Raw genomic sequence first — 17,887 nt, forward strand, 5'->3', positions numbered from 1 at the left:
ATCTTTTTTTATTTGAAGATTGTTCTTCGTATATACTTATAAGAGGTGATAATAATGGAAAGATGTAACTGGGCAACTAAGAGTCCACGATTAATGAATTACCATGATACGGTGTGGGGTGTTCCAGATTATGACGAAAAAGCATTATTTAGAGAACTGTCACTAGAAATAATGCAAGCAGGACTTCAGTGGAATTTAATTTTGAAGAAGTTAGATGGACTGGATAGCATTTATCATAATTTTGATTTTAACTATTTGTCTACTCACGCAGAAACCATCAAAGACACTGCAATGAGTGACAAACGTGGAATTAGAAATCGATCGAAACTTGATGCCATTTTAACCAATGCCAAGATTGTTTTTGAGTTAGAGGGAAAGGGGATTCATTTTTTTGACCAATTATGGCAGCAGGTGAATTATACCCCCGTTGATCATTTAATTATTGATGATCAAATCGATATTTCGGAAATGAAACCAATGATTAAAAAATTTAATCAGGTTTTTCAAATGTATCATTTTAAAAGAGTTGGGCCCACAACACTCTATTCGTTTTTACAAGCTTCGGGGATCATTAATGATCATAACGTTAATTGTTTTAGACACGATGAAATTTTGAATCGTCAAGGGAGATGACGTGCAATTGGAAGTCATAATGCCCTCAAAAGCGCTATTGAAAAAGATTGGAGCGAGAATTAAAAAACGCCGAATTGATATTCATATGACGCAGTCGGAGCTTGCCAAAGGACTATGTACTCAGTCAACCATCAGTGCGCTTGAAAATGATGGGTGTTTTAATCAATGGGTGATTATTCCAGAAATTGTGTCCCGATTGGGATTGAACTTAGACGAAGTTTGTTCTGATGAAAAGTATTGCTATGCTAAAAAAATACTGAAGAAAGTTGAATGCATTCTACTTCATTATCATTTCAAGAAAGCTAATACGATTATTGAAACAATTAAAGTTGAGAATATTGATTCAAGAGAAATCAAAGGAAGATATTATTGTGAACGTGGTTTTGCGGAACTATTTTGTGGTTTTTCTTTAGATGAAGTAATCCTATGCTTTCATACTATGATTGACTCGTGTTCCGTCAAAACAAATTTTATTTGTACTGCATGGAGTTATTTGGGCATTGCAATCTCATATCGGAGATTGGGATGTCAAAAATTGGCTCGTAAGTATTTGGATGATGCTTTGGTGAGGATGGGGCAATTGCTACATCGAAGAGAAATGAATACAATTGATCGATATGTTGTCATTAAGTTAGGACTTGCCATTGTCACTTTCGCATTTGTAGCTAACGATAATCAACTAGTGATTTCTGAATCCAATGTTATGATATCTTACCTAAAACGCAAGTATTCCTTCTATTGTTTGAAATCATTTTATAATTTGAAATATTTGAGTTATAAACGAGAAAAACTGTTTGAAAAGGCAGAAAGCACCCAAATTAAAATCAATCTTTTGAAAGGAGTAAGAGATAGCGGGCGGATTGATAAATTATTAAAAATTGCTAAAACAAAAAATCATTCGAAATAATCATCGAATGATTTTTTGTTTTATTTAGAAACTTTTTGTTTTCCTTTTTTAGGATCAACTTTTTGATTATTTAGATTTGTTCTTACAACTAATACATCACAGACCGCCATCCTAGTGACATATTCAGTTACTGAACCAATTAGTAACCGTTCAACACCATTTAACCCGGTTGCACCGATCATGATTAAATCAATATCGAGTTTGTCGGGAATTTCCTTTGAGATGATTGTTTTCGGTGCGCCATATTCGATTGAATAATCGACTTTGTTAACGCCATCATCCTTAGCCTCTCTGGCGTACTGTTCGAGTGTTTTTTTAGCGTTTTGAGTTACTTCTTCAACTACTGATGTATCAAAACTAGAGATATTTTGAAATGCTCGTGTGTCTACAACGTGGACAATGTGTAAATGAGCATCATTACGTTTGGCAACGGCAACGGCCTTTTTAAAAGCCAACTCGGATTCGTATGAACCATCAACGGGAACTAAAATATTATTGTATTCTTGTAGCATAAAAACCACCTCGATGTTTTATTTAACTTAATTCTAGTATTTTTTAATTGAAAAGTCAGATATAAAGGCTATTTATCCATGTATTGAATGATGAATAGTTCTGGAATCACAGCACACAAACACCCCGCACATAAGACTAGCAGAGTAAAAACAGTGTTATTGAAGAATATTGAAATAATTCCAAAAATTGCTACCACAATTAGAATGACACCACTAATGAGTAAGATGATGCTTAATGATGTAAACTTTTCGGGATGAAACAGTAGGAAACTTTTATGAGCATGGGTTAAAAAATAAATTCCGTTAATAATTAAAATTACGGAGAAAAATAACATTAAAACTTTGATGAGCATCGACAATTATTCCTTTCCGACATGCTTTTCAGCCTCGTTGATTTTTTCATATTGATCAGCTAGAGCTCTTTCGTATTTACCGTTCAGCTTTGGTTGGTAGTACTTGGCATTCTTAATTTTGTCAGGAAGATACTGCTGTTTAACCCAATCATTGGGATAATTATGTGGGTATTTATAACCGACGTGTCCTAGTTTTTTGGCACCCTTGAAGTGGGCATCTTTTAAGTGATCAGGAATGTCTCCATAATTGCCAGTTTTTACGTCAGATAAAGCCTTATCAATCGCTGTAATTCCTGAATTTGATTTTGGTGAAAGACAAAGATCAATGATGGCATCAGATAGCGGAATCCGTCCTTCAGGGAGACCGAGTTTATCAGCAGCTTGCACTGCCGATACTGTTCTGGAAGCAGCAGCCGGATTAGCTAACCCAATGTCTTCATACGCAATTACCATTAATCTTCTGGTTAGGGAGTTTAAATCCCCTGATTCAATTAACCTCGAGGCATAGTGTAGGGCTGCGTTAACATCGGAGCCACGAATTGATTTTTGAAGTGCTGACATCACGTTGTAGTGAGCGTCGCCATTTTTATCTTGACTCAATGCTTTCTTTTGTAAACAAGCTTCAATATCAGCCAGAGTAATGTGAATGACGCCATCTTGGTCAGGTGTGGTGGACTTGGCAGATAATTCTAGAGCGTTTAAAGCGCTTCTTAAATCGCCATTGGTGCTGTGAACTAAAAAGCTCATGGCGTTATGGTCAAGTTTGATCTTTAGATTACCTAAGCCATTTTGCTTGTCCGCTAGTGCCCGCTTAACGGCTTTGGTTATGTCAGCACTGGTTAATGGATGAACTTGAAAAATTTCTGTTCTAGAACGAATGGCCGGACTGATATTGATGTAAGGATTTTCTGTCGTTGCCCCAATTAAGATAATTTGCCCACTTTCTAGTAGTGGTAACAAAAAATCTTGCTTGGTCTTATCTAACCGATGGATTTCATCTAGTAATAACACTACCGTTCCACTCATTTTAGCTTCTTCAGCTACCGCCTGGAGGTCCTTTTTGGTATCAGTTGCTGCATTTAACATCCGAAAAGCATATTTAGTCGAACCCGCAATTGCACTTGCAATGCTGGTTTTTCCGGTGCCGGGCGGTCCATATAAAATCATTGACGAAAGCATTTTAGCTTTTACCATGCGATCAATAATCTTGCCCTTGCCAACCAAATCCTGTTGGCCAACAATATCTTCAATTTTAGTGGGCCTCATTCTGTAGGCGAGGGGCTTTTGCATTATATAGCTTCTTTCTACTTAAATAACCGTGAAAACCATGATTGATGTTTTTTAGGTTGATCGTCGTCATGTTTGGCGTTAACCTTACTAGGATCAAAATCAATATGGTCTTTATTAATTGCATCAGGGGCAACTAAGACTACCGCATATTGATCGGGCCTCGTACCGTAAGCACTGTTATTTTTTAAAGTGAACTTGGTGTTGTTTTGGCTAGCTAACTTCATGTACGGTTGTTGCTGTTCTTCAGCTATATTGCCATTAATGAAAAGTTGGTAATTAGGGTGTTGTTTCATCTCGGCACTCAACTGATCGATTGCATCTTGATTTTTATCTTCAGAAACCGTAATGGCGAAGTCGACCCGTTCTCGAAAAGTTCCCAAGTATTTTCGTTGCTCATCTGGGTTAATTTGAGGGGAGTTTCCGCTCATTGCTTGATCAAGTCGATTTTGAACTGATCCTTTGTCATCTGTCATAATATTTGCTCCTTATTGAGTATTTACTACATTTTAACATTAAAGAAATTGGAGATACAAAAAGGCGGTCTCAATCGAGATCGCCCTTTCTCTAACAGACACAATATTTTAACGGTTGTAGTATTCAACAACTAATGAAGTATCGATGTCTGCATTTAATTCATCTGGTTGTGGATATCTAGTCAATGAACCCTCAAGCTTATCAGCATCAAATGATACATAAGCAGGGCGGCTCACAACTGATTCGACAGCTTCTTTGATGATGCCCATGTCCTTATCCTTTTCACGAACGCCAATCACTTGACCAGGCTTTACTTCGTAAGAAGGGATGTCAACCCGCTTGCCATCAACGGTAATATGACCGTGGTTAACTAATTGTCTAGCTTGTCGTCTAGTGGTAGCTAAGCCTAAACGGTAAACCATATTATCTAAACGGCTTTCAAGCATAATTTCAAAGTTATCACCATGCTTACCCTCACGGATTTTACCAGAGCGGTTAAACAATGAGTAAAATTGACGTTCAGTTAAACCATACATGTAACGTAATTTTTGCTTTTCACGTAATTGAACACCATATTCTGAAAGCTTTTGACGACGGCCTTGGCCGTGAACACCAGGAGCATATGGACGACGTTGTAATTCTTTACCAGTACCTGATAAAGAAACTCCAAGACGACGAGAAATTCTCCAACTTGGACCTGTATATCTTGACATAAATGAATCCTCCAATAAAATATTTGGAGTAAAATAACGATGTACGCTTAGTATTCGTGCATATCCCTCTGAACTTTCGCCTCAGCAGCCAGTGGGTTACTAATTAAACTACAAGTAGCAAGGACATGTTGACGAGCTTACCGCATACTGCTGCATTATTTTACACAAGCTCAATTATATGAAATTAGCACTTAAAAGTCAATGCAACGTTGCAGTCGATGATCTTAAAAACTCAGAATGCTATCATAAATTTTTCTCATTTATGATATAATTACTTTAATAACGAGGAAAAGTTTATACATAATTAATTTGTTGAAGGACGGGTATTTAATGGTTAACGTCATTATTGGAATTTTAGTTGTAGTAGCTGTAATTTATTGTGCCGTGGTCATGTATCAGCACCATTTATTAAAAATTGCTGAAACAATTGAAAAACGCGTTAAGCGCCTAAATGATTTGAATCTGCAAGATGAGATTAATAAGGTGAAAGATATCGGCCTCACCGGTGATTCATTAAGTAGCGTTAATAGTGCTCAAGCTGATTTTGATAACGTTACTAATAACTTACTTCCTTCCGTCAAAAATAACGTTGAAGCGGTAAAAAGTGACGCAAAGGGAATTAACTTTGTTAAGACACGGGAAGTTTGCTCAGATGCGGAACAACAAATTAAAACTTCAGAAGATGATGTAAAGGTAATTCGTCAGTTTTTAGCTAAAATGAATCAGCTGAATTCTGAACATAAGAAGGCCATTACTGATTTAGAAGGTCGTTATAAAGAACTTCGAAAAGAATTGCTTACTAAGAATGCTTCCTTTGGGCCCGCAATTGATGCGCTTGAAAATCAGTTGTCGACGATTGAAGGGACCTTTGATGATTTTTCTAATCTATCAAAAAATGGTGATCACGAAAAGGCTGATAAAATTCTTGGTGATTTAAATAAGTCAACTAATCAGTTAGAAGCTGATGTGCAACAAATTCCTCATTTATATGCTACTAATAATGTAGAATTTAAAAATCAAATTGATGAGATTAGCTCAACTCATTCTAAAATGAATGCAAGTGGGTATGAATTTGATGATGATGAATTTGACGTCTCTTTAGAGGAATTAAGAACAGCCGTTTCCGATAACCTTGAAAATATTGCTCACCTTGATTTAAAATTGGCCAAGGATTCTGATAGTGAGATTGAGACCAAGATTGATCGTCTTTACGATTTAATGGAAAAGCAATTAATTGCTAAGAAAAAAGTTGATAAAGGATTTAAGATCACCGGAGAATATATCCAACACGCCAAAAAACAAAATCAGGTTTTAATCGATGAATTAGATCGACTCAGTCATAATTACTCACTAGAACATGGTGAGATTGATAAGGCCAATGCTTTAGGAAAACAAATTGATGAGATTGAAGCTACCTATAAAAAAGATCGTGAGGCAATTGACAACAAGAAAGCCATTTATACTCACATCCTTGACAACGTTACTAGTAGCGATAGTCAATTAACGGAGATTGAAAAGAAACAACGGGCCATTAATGATTCGGTTGCTGACTTTAAGGATGAAGAGCAGAAGGCCCATCAGGTCTTAGATGATCTTGATTTGGAACTTCATGGAATTCAGCGTAAGATTGATGAGTTGAATTTACCGGGCATATCACAGGATTACATTGACTACTTTGGCATTGTGGCTGACGAGATTAAGGATCTTAATCGGACGATGGATAAGGTCAAGATTAGTATGGATGATGTTCAAAAACAGTTAAGCGTGATTAAATCAGATCGGGATACTCTTGAAGAGAAGACTGATGATTTAATTGATAGCTCATCGCTTGCTGAGCAAGTGATGCAATATGCCAATCGTTATCGAAATTCTGATCCAGAGATTAGTAGAGCACTGGTAAAAGCTAAGCATCTGTTTGACGATGAATATAAGTATCCTGAAAGCTTAGAAACCATTGCAACTGCGATTGATAAAGCCAATCCTGGATCCTACAAGCGAATTGAAAATACTTATTACAAAAATAAGCAAGATTCACAAAATCAAAAGTAAGCACGAACAAGCTGAATTAGAGTTGGAACAATTCAGCTTGTTTTTATTATGTTTCAATGCTGGTATAATAAATCTTGTTGTAATTCGGACGAATTAGAAAGAGAGGGTACCAAATGATTTACTTTGATAATAGTGCGACGACTAAAGTAGATAGTCAGGTTTTGGATACCTATAATCAGGTAAGTGAAAAGATCTGGGGAAATCCTTCCAGTCTTCATAACTTTGGTCAACAATCGTTTAATCTATTGAATCAATCAAGAAATCAAATTGCGAGAATCCTAGGAGTAGAACCTAACGAAATCTACTTTACTAGTGGAGGAACTGAAGGTGACAATTGGGTTATAAAGGGAACCGCCAAAGAGAAACATCAATTTGGTAAGCATATCATCACTTCTTCTGTTGAACATGCAGCGGTGAAAAATTCAATGCACGCTTTAGAAGATTTGGGATTTGACGTTACTTATTTACCAGTTGATAAAGAGGGACGAGTTTCAGCAAAAGATTTAGAATCCGCTATTAGACCGGATACTATCTTGGTGTCAATCATGGCGGTTAATAATGAGATGGGCGCCATTGAACCCATCAATGAAATTAGTGATGTCTTAAAACAATATCCCAAAATTCATTTTCATGTTGACGCCGTCCAGGCTGTTGGTAAAGGCCTACACGATTTGGTTTTCAATGATCGAGTTGATTTTGTCACATTTTCTGGGCATAAATTTCATGCTCCCAGAGGAATTGGTTTGATCTATGGGAAAAACGGTCGTAAGATTGCCCCATTAATGGATGGTGGTGGACAAGAACGAGGACAACGGAGCGGGACTGAGAATTTGCCTGCGATAGCAGGGATGGCTAAGGCACTCAGAATCATTTCGGATCATGAATCTGAAAGCATTGCACGTGAACAAAAGATCAGAGAACGAATTTATGCTCATATTGCTAAGTTCAACAAGGTTCATCCTTTCTCCGGTTTATCAGACCACTTTGCTCCGCACATTCTTTGCTTTGCAATTGAGGGAGTGAAGGGTGAAACGATCGTGCATGCCTTTGAAGAACATGGAATTTACATTTCTACTACGAGTGCTTGTTCATCCAAAAAAGAGGAAACGGCAGGAACTTTAGATGCTATGGGAGTAGACCCAAGCATCGCTCGCAGTGCCGTTCGAATCTCCTTAGGAGACAAAAATACTTTAGATGAGGCTGATAAGTTTAATCAAGTATTTGATGAATTGTACGAAGAATTCAAAAAGTTAAGTTAGATAATCATTAAAGAATAGTAAAGGAGTGAGGGTGTGAAGTATAGTGAGATTATGGTTCGTTACGGCGAACTATCCACAAAGGGAAAAAATCGAAAGGTCTTTATTGGGCAGCTGGGACATAACGTTAGGCAAGTTTTAAAACAGTTTGATGGAGTCACCGTTGACGCCCAACGGGATCGGTTACATGTCAGTTTGCATGGTGAAGATGCAGCCCCAGTGATGGCAGCCCTAAAAAAAGTCTTTGGAATTGAGACTTTTTCACCAGTTGTTAAGTTGGAAAAAAATACCCCAATTGAAGACATTCAGAAAAAGGCACTCGCAATGATTTCGAATCAATTCCAGAGTGGTCAAACATTTAAGATTTCAACTAACCGTCAAAATAAAGATTATCCATTAAACACTTATCAAGTAAATGATGAGGTTGGCGGGTATGTTTTAGATCATTTAGATGGGATTAAAGCTCAAATGAAAAGACCTGACATTAACTTACAGATTGATGTCAGAATGTCTGGCATTTATTTATCAAGTGAGACGATTCAGGGAGCATTAGGACTACCAGTTGGAACTGGCGGACGTGGTACCATGATGCTTTCAGGAGGCATTGATTCACCCGTTGCGGCGTACATGGCCATGAAGCGTGGAGTAAAGTTAGATATGATTCATTTCTACAGTCCTCCATATACTAGTGAACAAGCGCTAGCAAAGGCTAAGGACCTCACGGCGAAGCTTTCAGCATTGGGTGGAACCGTTGATTTTATCCAGGTCCCATTTGCTAAGATTCAAGAAGAGATTAAAGAAAAAGTTCCAGAGGGTTACTTGATGACGGTTCAGCGCCGGATGATGTTAAGAATTGCCGCAGCAATTACCATTGCACGTCATTGTGATGGAGTATTTACCGGTGAGTCGTTAGGACAAGTTGCTTCACAGACTTTAGAAAGTATGCGAGCTATTAATGATGTGACTAATTTGCCAGTTCTACGTCCGTTGCTTTCTTTGGATAAGACTGAGATTATTAAGATTGCTGAACAAATTGACACCTATGATTTATCAATTCTTCCTTATGAGGACTGCTGTACGATCTTTACCCCACCAGCACCGAAAACGAAGCCGGACGTGGAGAAAGCCAGAAAGTTTGAAAGAAACATTGACGTGGATGGTTTAATGAAAGAAGCCATTGACGGTATTACGATCAGTAAGATTCACCCAAATGATGATTATTTGAACGCTAATGAAGATGTTTTTTCAGAATTACTTTAATGTGATTGACTAAAGATTATAAATTGAGTAATATTTATTATGTTAAATGCTTTGATCAAGAGGTTGGTTGTTATGACGCGCAGAGAGTGGACACGTGCTGGAAAGTCCATGCGTTAAAACTGTCATTGTTGCTTGTGAGCAGTTATGTTGAATGAATTAAGATGTAATCGGTACTAGCCGTTATCTAGTTAAGTTGGAATTAGCAATAATTCAATTTAGGTGGTACCGCGAGCATTCGTCCTATTCTGGACGGATGCTTTTTATTTTAAATGAGGTGAAGAAATGGCAAAAGAAGTAGATATGTCAACGAAATATGATCCCAACTTAGTTGAAGCAGGGATGTATAAGAAATGGCTTGATGAGGATGTTTTCAAGCCAAATGGGGATAAAAAGGCAAAACCATATTCAATTGTTTTACCTCCGCCAAATGTGACCGGTAAGCTTCACTTGGGTCATGCCTGGAATACCACCCTTCAAGACATGTTGATTAGACAGAAACGGATGCAAGGTTATGATACAGTTTGGATTCCTGGGATGGATCATGCTGGGATTGCAACTCAGGCAAAAGTTGAAGCAATGCTTAACGAGAAGGGAATCTCGCGGTACGATTTGGGTCGTGAAAAATTTGTCGATAAGGTTTGGGAATGGAAAGACGACTTTGCTGATACGATCCATAAACAGTGGGCCAAACTAGGGTTATCACTTGATTACAGTCGTGAACGCTTTACGTTGGATGATGGTTTGTCAAAAGCCGTCAGGAAAGTATTTGTTGACCTGTACAATCAAGGGTTAATTTACCGTGGTGAATACATTATTAATTGGGATCCAAAGGCTCGGACTGCTTTATCTGATATTGAAGTTATTCACAAAGATGATAAAGGCGCTTTCTATCACGTTAAGTATCCGTTTGCTGATGATACGAAATTTAATGGAAAGAATTACATTGAAATCGCTACAACTCGTCCTGAGACTATGATGGGTGATACTGCTGTCGCAGTGAACCCAAGTGATGATCGTTATAAAGATTTAGTGGGTAAAGAGGTCGTTGTTCCACTCGTAAATCGGACCATTCCGATTATTGCCGATCAGTACGTTGATCCTGAATTTGGGACTGGAATGGTTAAGATTACGCCAGCCCACGATCCTAATGATTTTAAAGTTGGGAACAGACATGATTTAAAACGGATTAATACCATGAATGAAGACGCTACGATGAACGAAAATGCTGGGAAGTATGAAGGCATGGATCGTTTTGATGCTCGAAAGGCAATGGTCAAGGACCTTGAAGATCAAGGCTTGATGATTAAAATTGATCCCATTGTTCACTCAGTTGGTCATTCTGAAAGAACCGGAGTTCAGGTTGAAGCTCGTCTTTCGACTCAATGGTTTGTAAAAATGAAACCATTGGCCAAAAAGGCAATGGAGAATCAAAAGACCAATGATGCGGTTAGTTTCATTCCAGAACGATTTGAGCATACCTTTATGCAATGGATGGAAAACGTTCATGATTGGGTTATTTCAAGGCAACTATGGTGGGGACATCGGATTCCTGCCTGGTACAATAATGAGACTGGCAAGATTTACGTTGGCGAAAACGCTCCTAAGGATCCCGAAAACTGGACGCAAGATCCAGACGTGTTGGATACCTGGTTTTCATCAGCTTTATGGCCATTTACAACCCTTGGTTGGCCTGATACTGACTCAAAAGATTATCAACGCTATTTTCCTACCAACACGCTTGTAACTGGTTATGATCTGGTGTTCTTCTGGATCTCAAGAATGATTTTTCAAAGTTTACATTTTACCGGTAAGCGTCCATTTAAAAACGTGCTGTTACATGGTTTAATCCGTGATGAACATGGGGTTAAGATGAGTAAGTCTTTAGGTAACGGGATTGATCCAATGGATGTTATTGATCAGTACGGAGCAGATGCCTTGAGATGGTGCCTTTCAACTGGAACAACGCCTGGACAGGACATGAAGTTTAGTTATAGTAAGGTCGAATCAGCCTGGAATTTTGTCAATAAGATTTGGAATGCCAGTCGTTATGTCATCATGAATTTAGGTGACATGTCTAAACCAGAGTTACCAGCTCAGTCAGAATGGAATTTATCCGATCGATGGATTCTTTCGAAATTAAACTCTGTTGTTAAGCATGTTACCGAAGAATATGACAAGTTTAACTTTGGTGAAGCCAACCGTTCACTTTATGATTTTATTTGGAATGATTTTTGTGATTGGTACATTGAAATGAGTAAGGAAATTTTGACTGGCTCAGATGAAAAAGCCAAACAAAACACGCGAAATATCCTAGCGTACGTTTTGGATCAAATCTTGCGATTACTCCAACCAGTTATGCCATTTGTTACTGAAAAAATTTGGCTTTCAATGCCGCACGTTGGTGAATCATTGGTGGTAGCTGAGTATCCAGTAACTCATGATGAGTTTGATGATAAAAAAGCAGAATCAAATATGAATCATCTGATTGACGTTATTAAAGCGGTCAGAAATATCCGTTCAGAGGTTAATGCACCACTATCTAGTCCAGTTGACATTCTAGTTAAAACTAAGAATTCCGATTTGAAAAAGATACTAGAAGATAACAGTGACTACATTGAACGATTTGGTCATCCTAATAAGTTAGAGATTGGTTCTGACATTAATATTCCTAAATTGGCTATGACATCGGTAATTACTGATGCTGAGATCAGTATCCCATTGGATGAACTGGTTGACCTAAATGATGAAAAAGAAAGGCTACAAAAGGAAGTCCAAAAATTTGAATCGGAAGTCAAACGAGCACAGAAAAAATTAGCTAATAAAAAGTTTGTAGACAATGCTCCGGAGGCAGTTGTCAACGAGCAAAAGGAAAAGCAAACCGACAATGAGGCTAAACTTAAAGCCGTTAAAATCCGACTTAAAGATGTAATCGATGCTTTAAATAAGTAAAAGACGAGGCTCAGCTAAACAGCTGAGCCTTCTTTTTAGAGGAGTGGCAATGGTGATTGATAGTTACAGTGCAGCATTAAAGTATATCCATGGTAGACCACGAATTAAAAAAGAACCACCTACAAAGCGGATGGATCACTTTATGAAGAAATTGGATTTTCCAGAAAAAACGCTAAACTGCATTCACGTAGCGGGAACTAATGGAAAGGGCTCATGTGTTGCTTATTTAAGTAACATGTTAATGGCTTCTGGACTCTCAGTTGGAACTTTTACTTCACCATTTATGATTAAGTTCAACGAGCGGATCAGTGTGAATAATCAACCAATTTCAGATGATGAAATTTTAGAGTTGGTGCGTGAAATTAAGCCGATTGTCGATGAAATTGATAATAATGATCCTGATTTAGGTCCCTCTGAATTTGAAATCATTTGCGCTATGATGTTCATCTATTTCCGTGATCATCCCGTTGACGTTGTGATTGTGGAGGCCGGAATTGGAGGAAGATCCGATTCAACCAACGTGGTTAATTCGGAAATGTCAATTATTACTACCATTGGGATGGATCACATGGCACTGCTTGGTGATTCGGAAGAAAAAATTGCGGATAATAAGGCTGGAATTATTCGCAAAAACCATCCATGTGTGATTGGAGGGATCAAAGCAGGTCCGAGAAAGGTGATTGAACGAGCAGCTATAAAATTAGATAGTCCAATTTGGGAATTAAAGCGTGATTATCAATTCGTGCCGGCAAATCAAAATCATTTTAATTTTTCAAGTGATCATTTGAACATTGATAACATTTCAATGAAACAAATTGGAAGCTTTGAAATGGAAGATGCTGCAATTGCGATTGAAGCTTTCTTGGTTTATGCGTTCAAATATTTAAACATGACAGAACCATCCATGATTTCTTCGGTCAAAGCGGGAATTAGTTCAACAAAATGGATTGGAAGGATGGAAGTAATTAATAATGATCCCACGATTATGATTGATGGGGCACATAATGTCCCAGCAATTCAGAGCCTTTTGTCGTCACTTCGTTTTAGAAGTAGTAAGTGGAGAAATTCTCATCTTACAATTGTGATGGGGGTTTTCGCTGACAAACAGTATCCAGAAATGCTAAAAATTGTTAAGTCTTTGTCTAATAGTGACGTTATTTTGACACGGTTTTCTGCGGGAGAAAAGCGAGCAAGTGCTGACTTTTCTAAACTTGATATCAATAACTTTCCCAATGTTTCATTAGTTAGCGATTGGCATAAAGCACTGAACAAATCGGTAAAAAAGGTCCGTGACAGTAAAAATGATAATCAGTTAATTTTGGTTACTGGATCGCTGTTATTTATCTCGGAAGTTAGAAAATATATTAAAGAAAATGAAGAAAAACTTAAGTAACTAATTTTGGCCTTATATTTCTGACTGATATAAATGCAGTATGATATACTAGTCTTATCAAAGTAATTACTTAAAAATTAAAACTTAAAATTGAAGGGATGAATAAATTGTTCGGATTAGGTACAAAAAACATCGGAATCGATTTAGGAACCGCTAATACCATTGTTTATGTTGATGGAAAAGGAATCGTTTTACGAGAACCCTCTGTGGTTGCTAAAAATACAAAAACTGGCGAGATTGTTGCTGTTGGTAAACAAGCCGAATCTATGATTGGTAGAACGCCTGCCAGCATTGAAGCTATTCGTCCAATGAAAGACGGTGTAATTGCTGATTATGATACTACTGTGACCATGATGAAATATTATATCGATAAAGCATTGGGAAGCCACGGTGGTAAGCCTTATGTAATGGTTTGTGTTCCAAGTGGTATCACTGCTGTAGAAAAGCGTGCCGTAATTGATGCTACTCGAGTTGCTGGAGCAAAGGATGCTTATGTAATCGAAGAACCATTTGCTGCTGCAATTGGTGCCGGTCTACCAGTTATGGATCCAACTGGAAGCATGGTTGTTGACATTGGTGGTGGAACTACCGACGTCGCTACTATTTCTCTTGGTGGGATCGTATCATCACGTTCGGTGAGAATGGCTGGTGATAAGTTGAACGAAGTGATCGTTACCTTTATCAGAAAAAATTATAATGTGCTAATTGGTGAACCAACTGCAGAACATTTGAAATGCACCATTGGTTCTGCATCAATTGGTGCCGCGAAGGACATGAATGATGAAACCGTTCGTGGAAGAGACTTATTGACCGGCCTTCCTAAGTCAGTTGAAGTAACTGCGGAGGATGTGGCTTCTGCAATGCACGAAGACATTCTTGAGATTATCACTACGATTAAAGAAACTCTAGAAGAGACATCTCCTGAAATTTCTGCTGATGTGATTGATCATGGAATTGTTCTTACCGGTGGCGGTGCTCTACTCAAAAATCTCCCAAAAGTAGTATCAGATGCCACTCAAGTTCCTGTGACAATTGCCAAAGATCCGATGGATTGTGTAGCAATTGGAACCGGTGAATCGCTTAAAAGTATTGAGGCAATGAATAGAAAATAAATTGGATAAGCGGGGATGAATTCCCGCTTATTTATTTTAAGCACGTACGGAGGATTATTATGCACAAGTTTTTTTCAAGTCGAAAGCTAGTAATCATTGTCGTTTGCTTAATTATTGGCTTAGGTTTGATTAGTGGGTCAGTGGCAGTGCGAAAAAATCGTGCTACTCCTCCATTGATTCAACAAGTTGGAAATGATGTTGTTGGATTTGGCGATCGAATTGTTAGTATTCCTGCCAATGGCGTTGGCTCATTGTTTGGTGCCACTGATAATTTGTTAAATACTTATCAGGAAAATAATCATTTAAAGGGTCAGGTTGAACAATTAGCTCAAACTCAAGTTAAAAATCAAGCACTGGAAAATGAAAATGAAAAATTAAGACAACAGTTAAATATCAAGGGGACTCCCACGGACTACAAGGCGATTAATGCTAGCGTAATTACTAGGACGCCATCCTCATGGCAAAATCAACTGATCATTAATAAGGGATCGGCTGCAGGAGTTCAAAAGAACATGTCTGTAATTGTTAATTCTGGATTAGTTGGTCGGGTTGCTGAAGTTAATAAGACCAACAGTAAAGTCGAACTAATCACCGACAAAAGTGATACTGCTAGTCGTTTTGCGGTTCAGGTTCAAGGAGAAAAGAAAGTCGTTAATGGATTAATTGACGGTTATAATCGTGATACTAATGAGTTGGTAATGGGAAGTGTTACTAATCAAGACAAGATCAAGACGGGGACGAAAGTTATGACTAATGGTCTTGGTGGCGTGACTCCTAAGGGACTTTATGTCGGAAAAGTTGCTGGAACTAAACAAAATAGTGATGGTATTTCTGAAAAAGTCAACATTAAACCAGCTGCAAATATGGATGATATTGAGGCGGTGACCGTAATTGGCAAGAAGGATTAGAAGAGGAAGTCCAATGAGACGTCCTTCCCGGTTAAAATTCTTATATCCAATTGGGTTGGTCATTTCATTTCTACTGGAAGGAACGATTTCTAAACTTTTTTCACCAGTACTTTTTGGCAAATTTTCAATGGTACCTTACTTAACCTTATTGTGGTTGGTAATGGCCACTCTTTTTGCGCGCCATGAGAAATTACACATGGGCTGGTGGGCCTTAGGAATTGGAATCGTTTATGATATTTATTACGTTGGAATTATTGGGATCTTTACGTTTGCATTTCCGCTGGTGGTTTATATTAATCGAATGGTTTTAAAATTTGTGCGTGAAAACATGGTCACTTCATCTCTACTTTATGTTGGGGATGTTTTGGTGGTATTTATTTTGAGCTACTTAGGTGACCGAATTGCACATATTGCCTCTCTTAGTGGTGTACAGTTATTGATTTATACTTTAGGGCCAACGTTAGTGTTGAACCTGATCTTATTTGTAATTCTGTATCTCCCAATCAGGGCACTTTTCAATTATTTTAGTTAAACTAGGAGCATTGACTGTATGGAAAATGTAGTTTTAAAGGGTACTCAAAATGGTTATGAAATTAATATTTCTGATACCAGTAGTTTTGATAGTGACATTAATGAATTCAAGAACTTGATGGAACAACTTAGTAGTGGAAAAGAATTAGGGAATGCTAAACAATTTTCTTTTGATGTTTTTACCGGGAATCGGATTCTCACTGGAGCGCAAAAGCAAACGTTAAGGGAGATTGTTTCTAAATATCCAAGGATGAGTATCAGGCGATTTATGGCTGATGTAGTTACTACATCAGAAGCATACCGAATCCGGGACTTAAATAAGGTTTCCGTTATTGGGAGAACCATCAGAAATGGTGAAGAGATTACAGCCAAGGGCGACGTCCTTTTTTTTGGTGCCATTCATGAGGGAGGTAAATTACTTGCGGGCGGTAACGTTTATAATTTAGGATATGTGAGAGGAATTGTGCACGCTGGATTTCCGAACGATGAAGAGGCCATTGTAATTGGCAACTTAAACGATGCCCAGCAGGTTCGGATCGGAGAACAGTTTGATATCGTCAGCGATAATAAGAATAGAATTTCTGAAAACAGCCGTACTGTTATTTACATTAATGACTTACATACTATCGAGTATGGCAATTTAGATCAGATTAAAGACATTAGTCCGAAGTTTTATAATCGAATAGGAGGAACCGAATAATGGGAAAAGCAATCGTTATTACCTCTGGAAAGGGTGGAGTTGGTAAGACAACTACCTCAGCTAACATCGGGACTGCTTTAGCCTTAATGGGGAAGCGCGTCTGTTTGATGGATTTGGATATCGGCCTTAGAAACCTTGACGTCGTTCTTGGACTAGATAATCGAATTATGTATGACATCGTTGACGTTGCAAATGGACGGGTTCCACTGCAAAAAGCATTGGTAAAGGATAAACGCTTTGACGATAATTTATACTTATTACCAGCCGCTCAGAATACAGATAAATCGGCCTTAAAAGAGGACCAAGTTAAAGATATTGTTGATGAATTAAAGCCACAATTTGATTTCGTGTTGATTGATTGTCCGGCAGGAATTGAACAAGGGTTTCTCAATTCCGTTGCTGGGGCAGATAGTGCCATTGTGGTTACCACCCCGGAAATTTCTGCAGTTCGAGATGCAGATCGAATTGTAGGGCTATTAGGGAAGCATCCTTTAAAAGAAGCTCCAAGGTTAGTCATTAACCGGGTTCGTCCAAGTATGATGGACAATGGCGATGTGATGGATGTTGATGAAATTACTCATCACCTGGGAATTAGTTTACTTGGAGTTGTAGTTGATGATGATAAGGTGATTACTACTTCAAATCATGGCGAACCAGTAGTTTTAGACACTGATGATCCTGCATCAACGGCTTATCGTAACATCGCACGACGCTTGCTTGGAGAAACCGTTCCATTGATGAAAATTAAGCCACAGAAAAAAGGGTTTTGGTCTAAATTCAAACACGTATTTACAAAGAATTAGTTATACTAATTGATAAAGTTCTCTTAGAATTCTTTCTATGGGAA

General features: G+C 38.0%; 16 protein-coding genes and 1 other annotated feature. Of the genes, 12 read left to right on the forward strand and 4 right to left on the reverse strand.

Going from position 1 to position 17,887, the window contains the following annotated elements; translation table 11 throughout:
- The first annotated feature begins 54 nt into the window (after nt 1-54).
- Together AC6UDE_RS05685 and AC6UDE_RS05690 are read left to right on the forward strand one after the other, a co-directional pair.
- Nucleotides 55-633 (forward strand): DNA-3-methyladenine glycosylase I, encoded by a 579-nt coding sequence (locus AC6UDE_RS05685; RefSeq protein ID WP_500696064.1) that lies wholly within the window; start codon nt 55-57, stop codon nt 631-633.
- Nucleotides 634-670: 37 nt separating this feature from the next.
- Nucleotides 671-1,540 carry a helix-turn-helix domain-containing protein gene (locus AC6UDE_RS05690; RefSeq protein ID WP_500696065.1) on the forward strand — a complete coding sequence of 290 codons (870 nt, stop codon included), beginning with the start codon at nt 671-673 and terminating at the stop codon, nt 1,538-1,540.
- 20 nt (nt 1,541-1,560) lie between these two features.
- Here AC6UDE_RS05690 and AC6UDE_RS05695 read toward each other — a convergent pair whose 3' ends face one another.
- The 4 genes from AC6UDE_RS05695 to rpsD form a co-directional block, all read right to left on the reverse strand.
- Nucleotides 1,561-2,052, reverse strand: a complete 492-nt coding sequence (locus AC6UDE_RS05695) for a universal stress protein (RefSeq protein WP_500694366.1) — start codon at nt 2,050-2,052, stop codon at nt 1,561-1,563.
- 359 nt (nt 2,053-2,411) lie between these two features.
- Complete coding sequence (locus tag AC6UDE_RS05700; RefSeq protein WP_500696869.1) at nt 2,412-3,695, reverse strand: replication-associated recombination protein A; 1,284 nt, start codon at nt 3,693-3,695, stop codon at nt 2,412-2,414.
- A gap of 14 nt (nt 3,696-3,709) precedes the next feature.
- On the reverse strand, nt 3,710-4,168 hold the full coding sequence (locus AC6UDE_RS05705; protein WP_500696870.1) for a YueI family protein: 459 nt from the start codon (nt 4,166-4,168) through the stop codon (nt 3,710-3,712).
- Between the two features lie 108 nt (nt 4,169-4,276).
- The gene (rpsD, locus tag AC6UDE_RS05710; RefSeq protein WP_039144319.1) at nt 4,277-4,882 is read right to left on the reverse strand and encodes a 30S ribosomal protein S4; all 606 of its coding nucleotides are present in this window, start codon (nt 4,880-4,882) and stop codon (nt 4,277-4,279) included.
- 330 nt (nt 4,883-5,212) lie between these two features.
- Here rpsD and ezrA point away from each other — a divergent pair, with 330 nt between their 5' ends.
- The 10 genes from ezrA to minD all read left to right on the forward strand — a co-directional run bounded on the left by ezrA (nt 5,213) and on the right by minD (nt 17,843).
- Nucleotides 5,213-6,931, forward strand: a complete 1,719-nt coding sequence (ezrA, locus tag AC6UDE_RS05715; RefSeq protein ID WP_500696871.1) for a septation ring formation regulator EzrA — start codon at nt 5,213-5,215, stop codon at nt 6,929-6,931.
- A 113-nt stretch (nt 6,932-7,044) separates the two neighbouring features.
- Nucleotides 7,045-8,190, forward strand: a complete 1,146-nt coding sequence (locus AC6UDE_RS05720) for a cysteine desulfurase family protein (protein ID WP_500696872.1) — start codon at nt 7,045-7,047, stop codon at nt 8,188-8,190.
- A gap of 33 nt (nt 8,191-8,223) precedes the next feature.
- Nucleotides 8,224-9,447, forward strand: a complete 1,224-nt coding sequence (thiI, locus tag AC6UDE_RS05725) for a tRNA uracil 4-sulfurtransferase ThiI (protein WP_500696873.1) — start codon at nt 8,224-8,226, stop codon at nt 9,445-9,447.
- Nucleotides 9,448-9,489: 42 nt separating this feature from the next.
- Nucleotides 9,490-9,693 (forward strand) — a binding site (T-box leader).
- 36 nt (nt 9,694-9,729) lie between these two features.
- The gene (locus AC6UDE_RS05730) at nt 9,730-12,396 is read left to right on the forward strand and encodes a valine--tRNA ligase (protein WP_500696874.1); all 2,667 of its coding nucleotides are present in this window, start codon (nt 9,730-9,732) and stop codon (nt 12,394-12,396) included.
- Nucleotides 12,397-12,445: 49 nt separating this feature from the next.
- Nucleotides 12,446-13,789 (forward strand): bifunctional folylpolyglutamate synthase/dihydrofolate synthase, encoded by a 1,344-nt coding sequence (locus AC6UDE_RS05735; RefSeq protein WP_500696875.1) that lies wholly within the window; start codon nt 12,446-12,448, stop codon nt 13,787-13,789.
- Nucleotides 13,790-13,896: 107 nt separating this feature from the next.
- A complete protein-coding gene (locus AC6UDE_RS05740; RefSeq protein WP_500696905.1) occupies nt 13,897-14,901 on the forward strand; it encodes a rod shape-determining protein in 1,005 nt (334 codons plus the stop codon).
- 59 nt (nt 14,902-14,960) lie between these two features.
- Nucleotides 14,961-15,809: a rod shape-determining protein MreC gene (gene mreC, locus AC6UDE_RS05745; protein WP_500694374.1), complete on the forward strand. Its 849-nt coding sequence runs from the start codon at nt 14,961-14,963 to the stop codon at nt 15,807-15,809.
- Nucleotides 15,793-16,341: a rod shape-determining protein MreD gene (gene mreD / locus AC6UDE_RS05750; protein WP_500694375.1), complete on the forward strand. Its 549-nt coding sequence runs from the start codon at nt 15,793-15,795 to the stop codon at nt 16,339-16,341. The genes mreC and mreD overlap by 17 nt, the downstream gene beginning before the upstream one ends.
- Nucleotides 16,342-16,359: 18 nt before the next feature.
- A complete protein-coding gene (locus AC6UDE_RS05755) occupies nt 16,360-17,040 on the forward strand; it encodes a septum site-determining protein MinC (RefSeq protein WP_500694376.1) in 681 nt (226 codons plus the stop codon).
- A complete protein-coding gene (gene minD / locus AC6UDE_RS05760) occupies nt 17,040-17,843 on the forward strand; it encodes a septum site-determining protein MinD (protein ID WP_500694377.1) in 804 nt (267 codons plus the stop codon). Before AC6UDE_RS05755 ends, minD begins: the two co-directional genes overlap by 1 nt.
- Nucleotides 17,844-17,887: the final 44 nt, after the last annotated feature.

The sequence above is a fragment of the Fructilactobacillus sp. X2R5C3 genome (genome assembly GCF_059901325.1).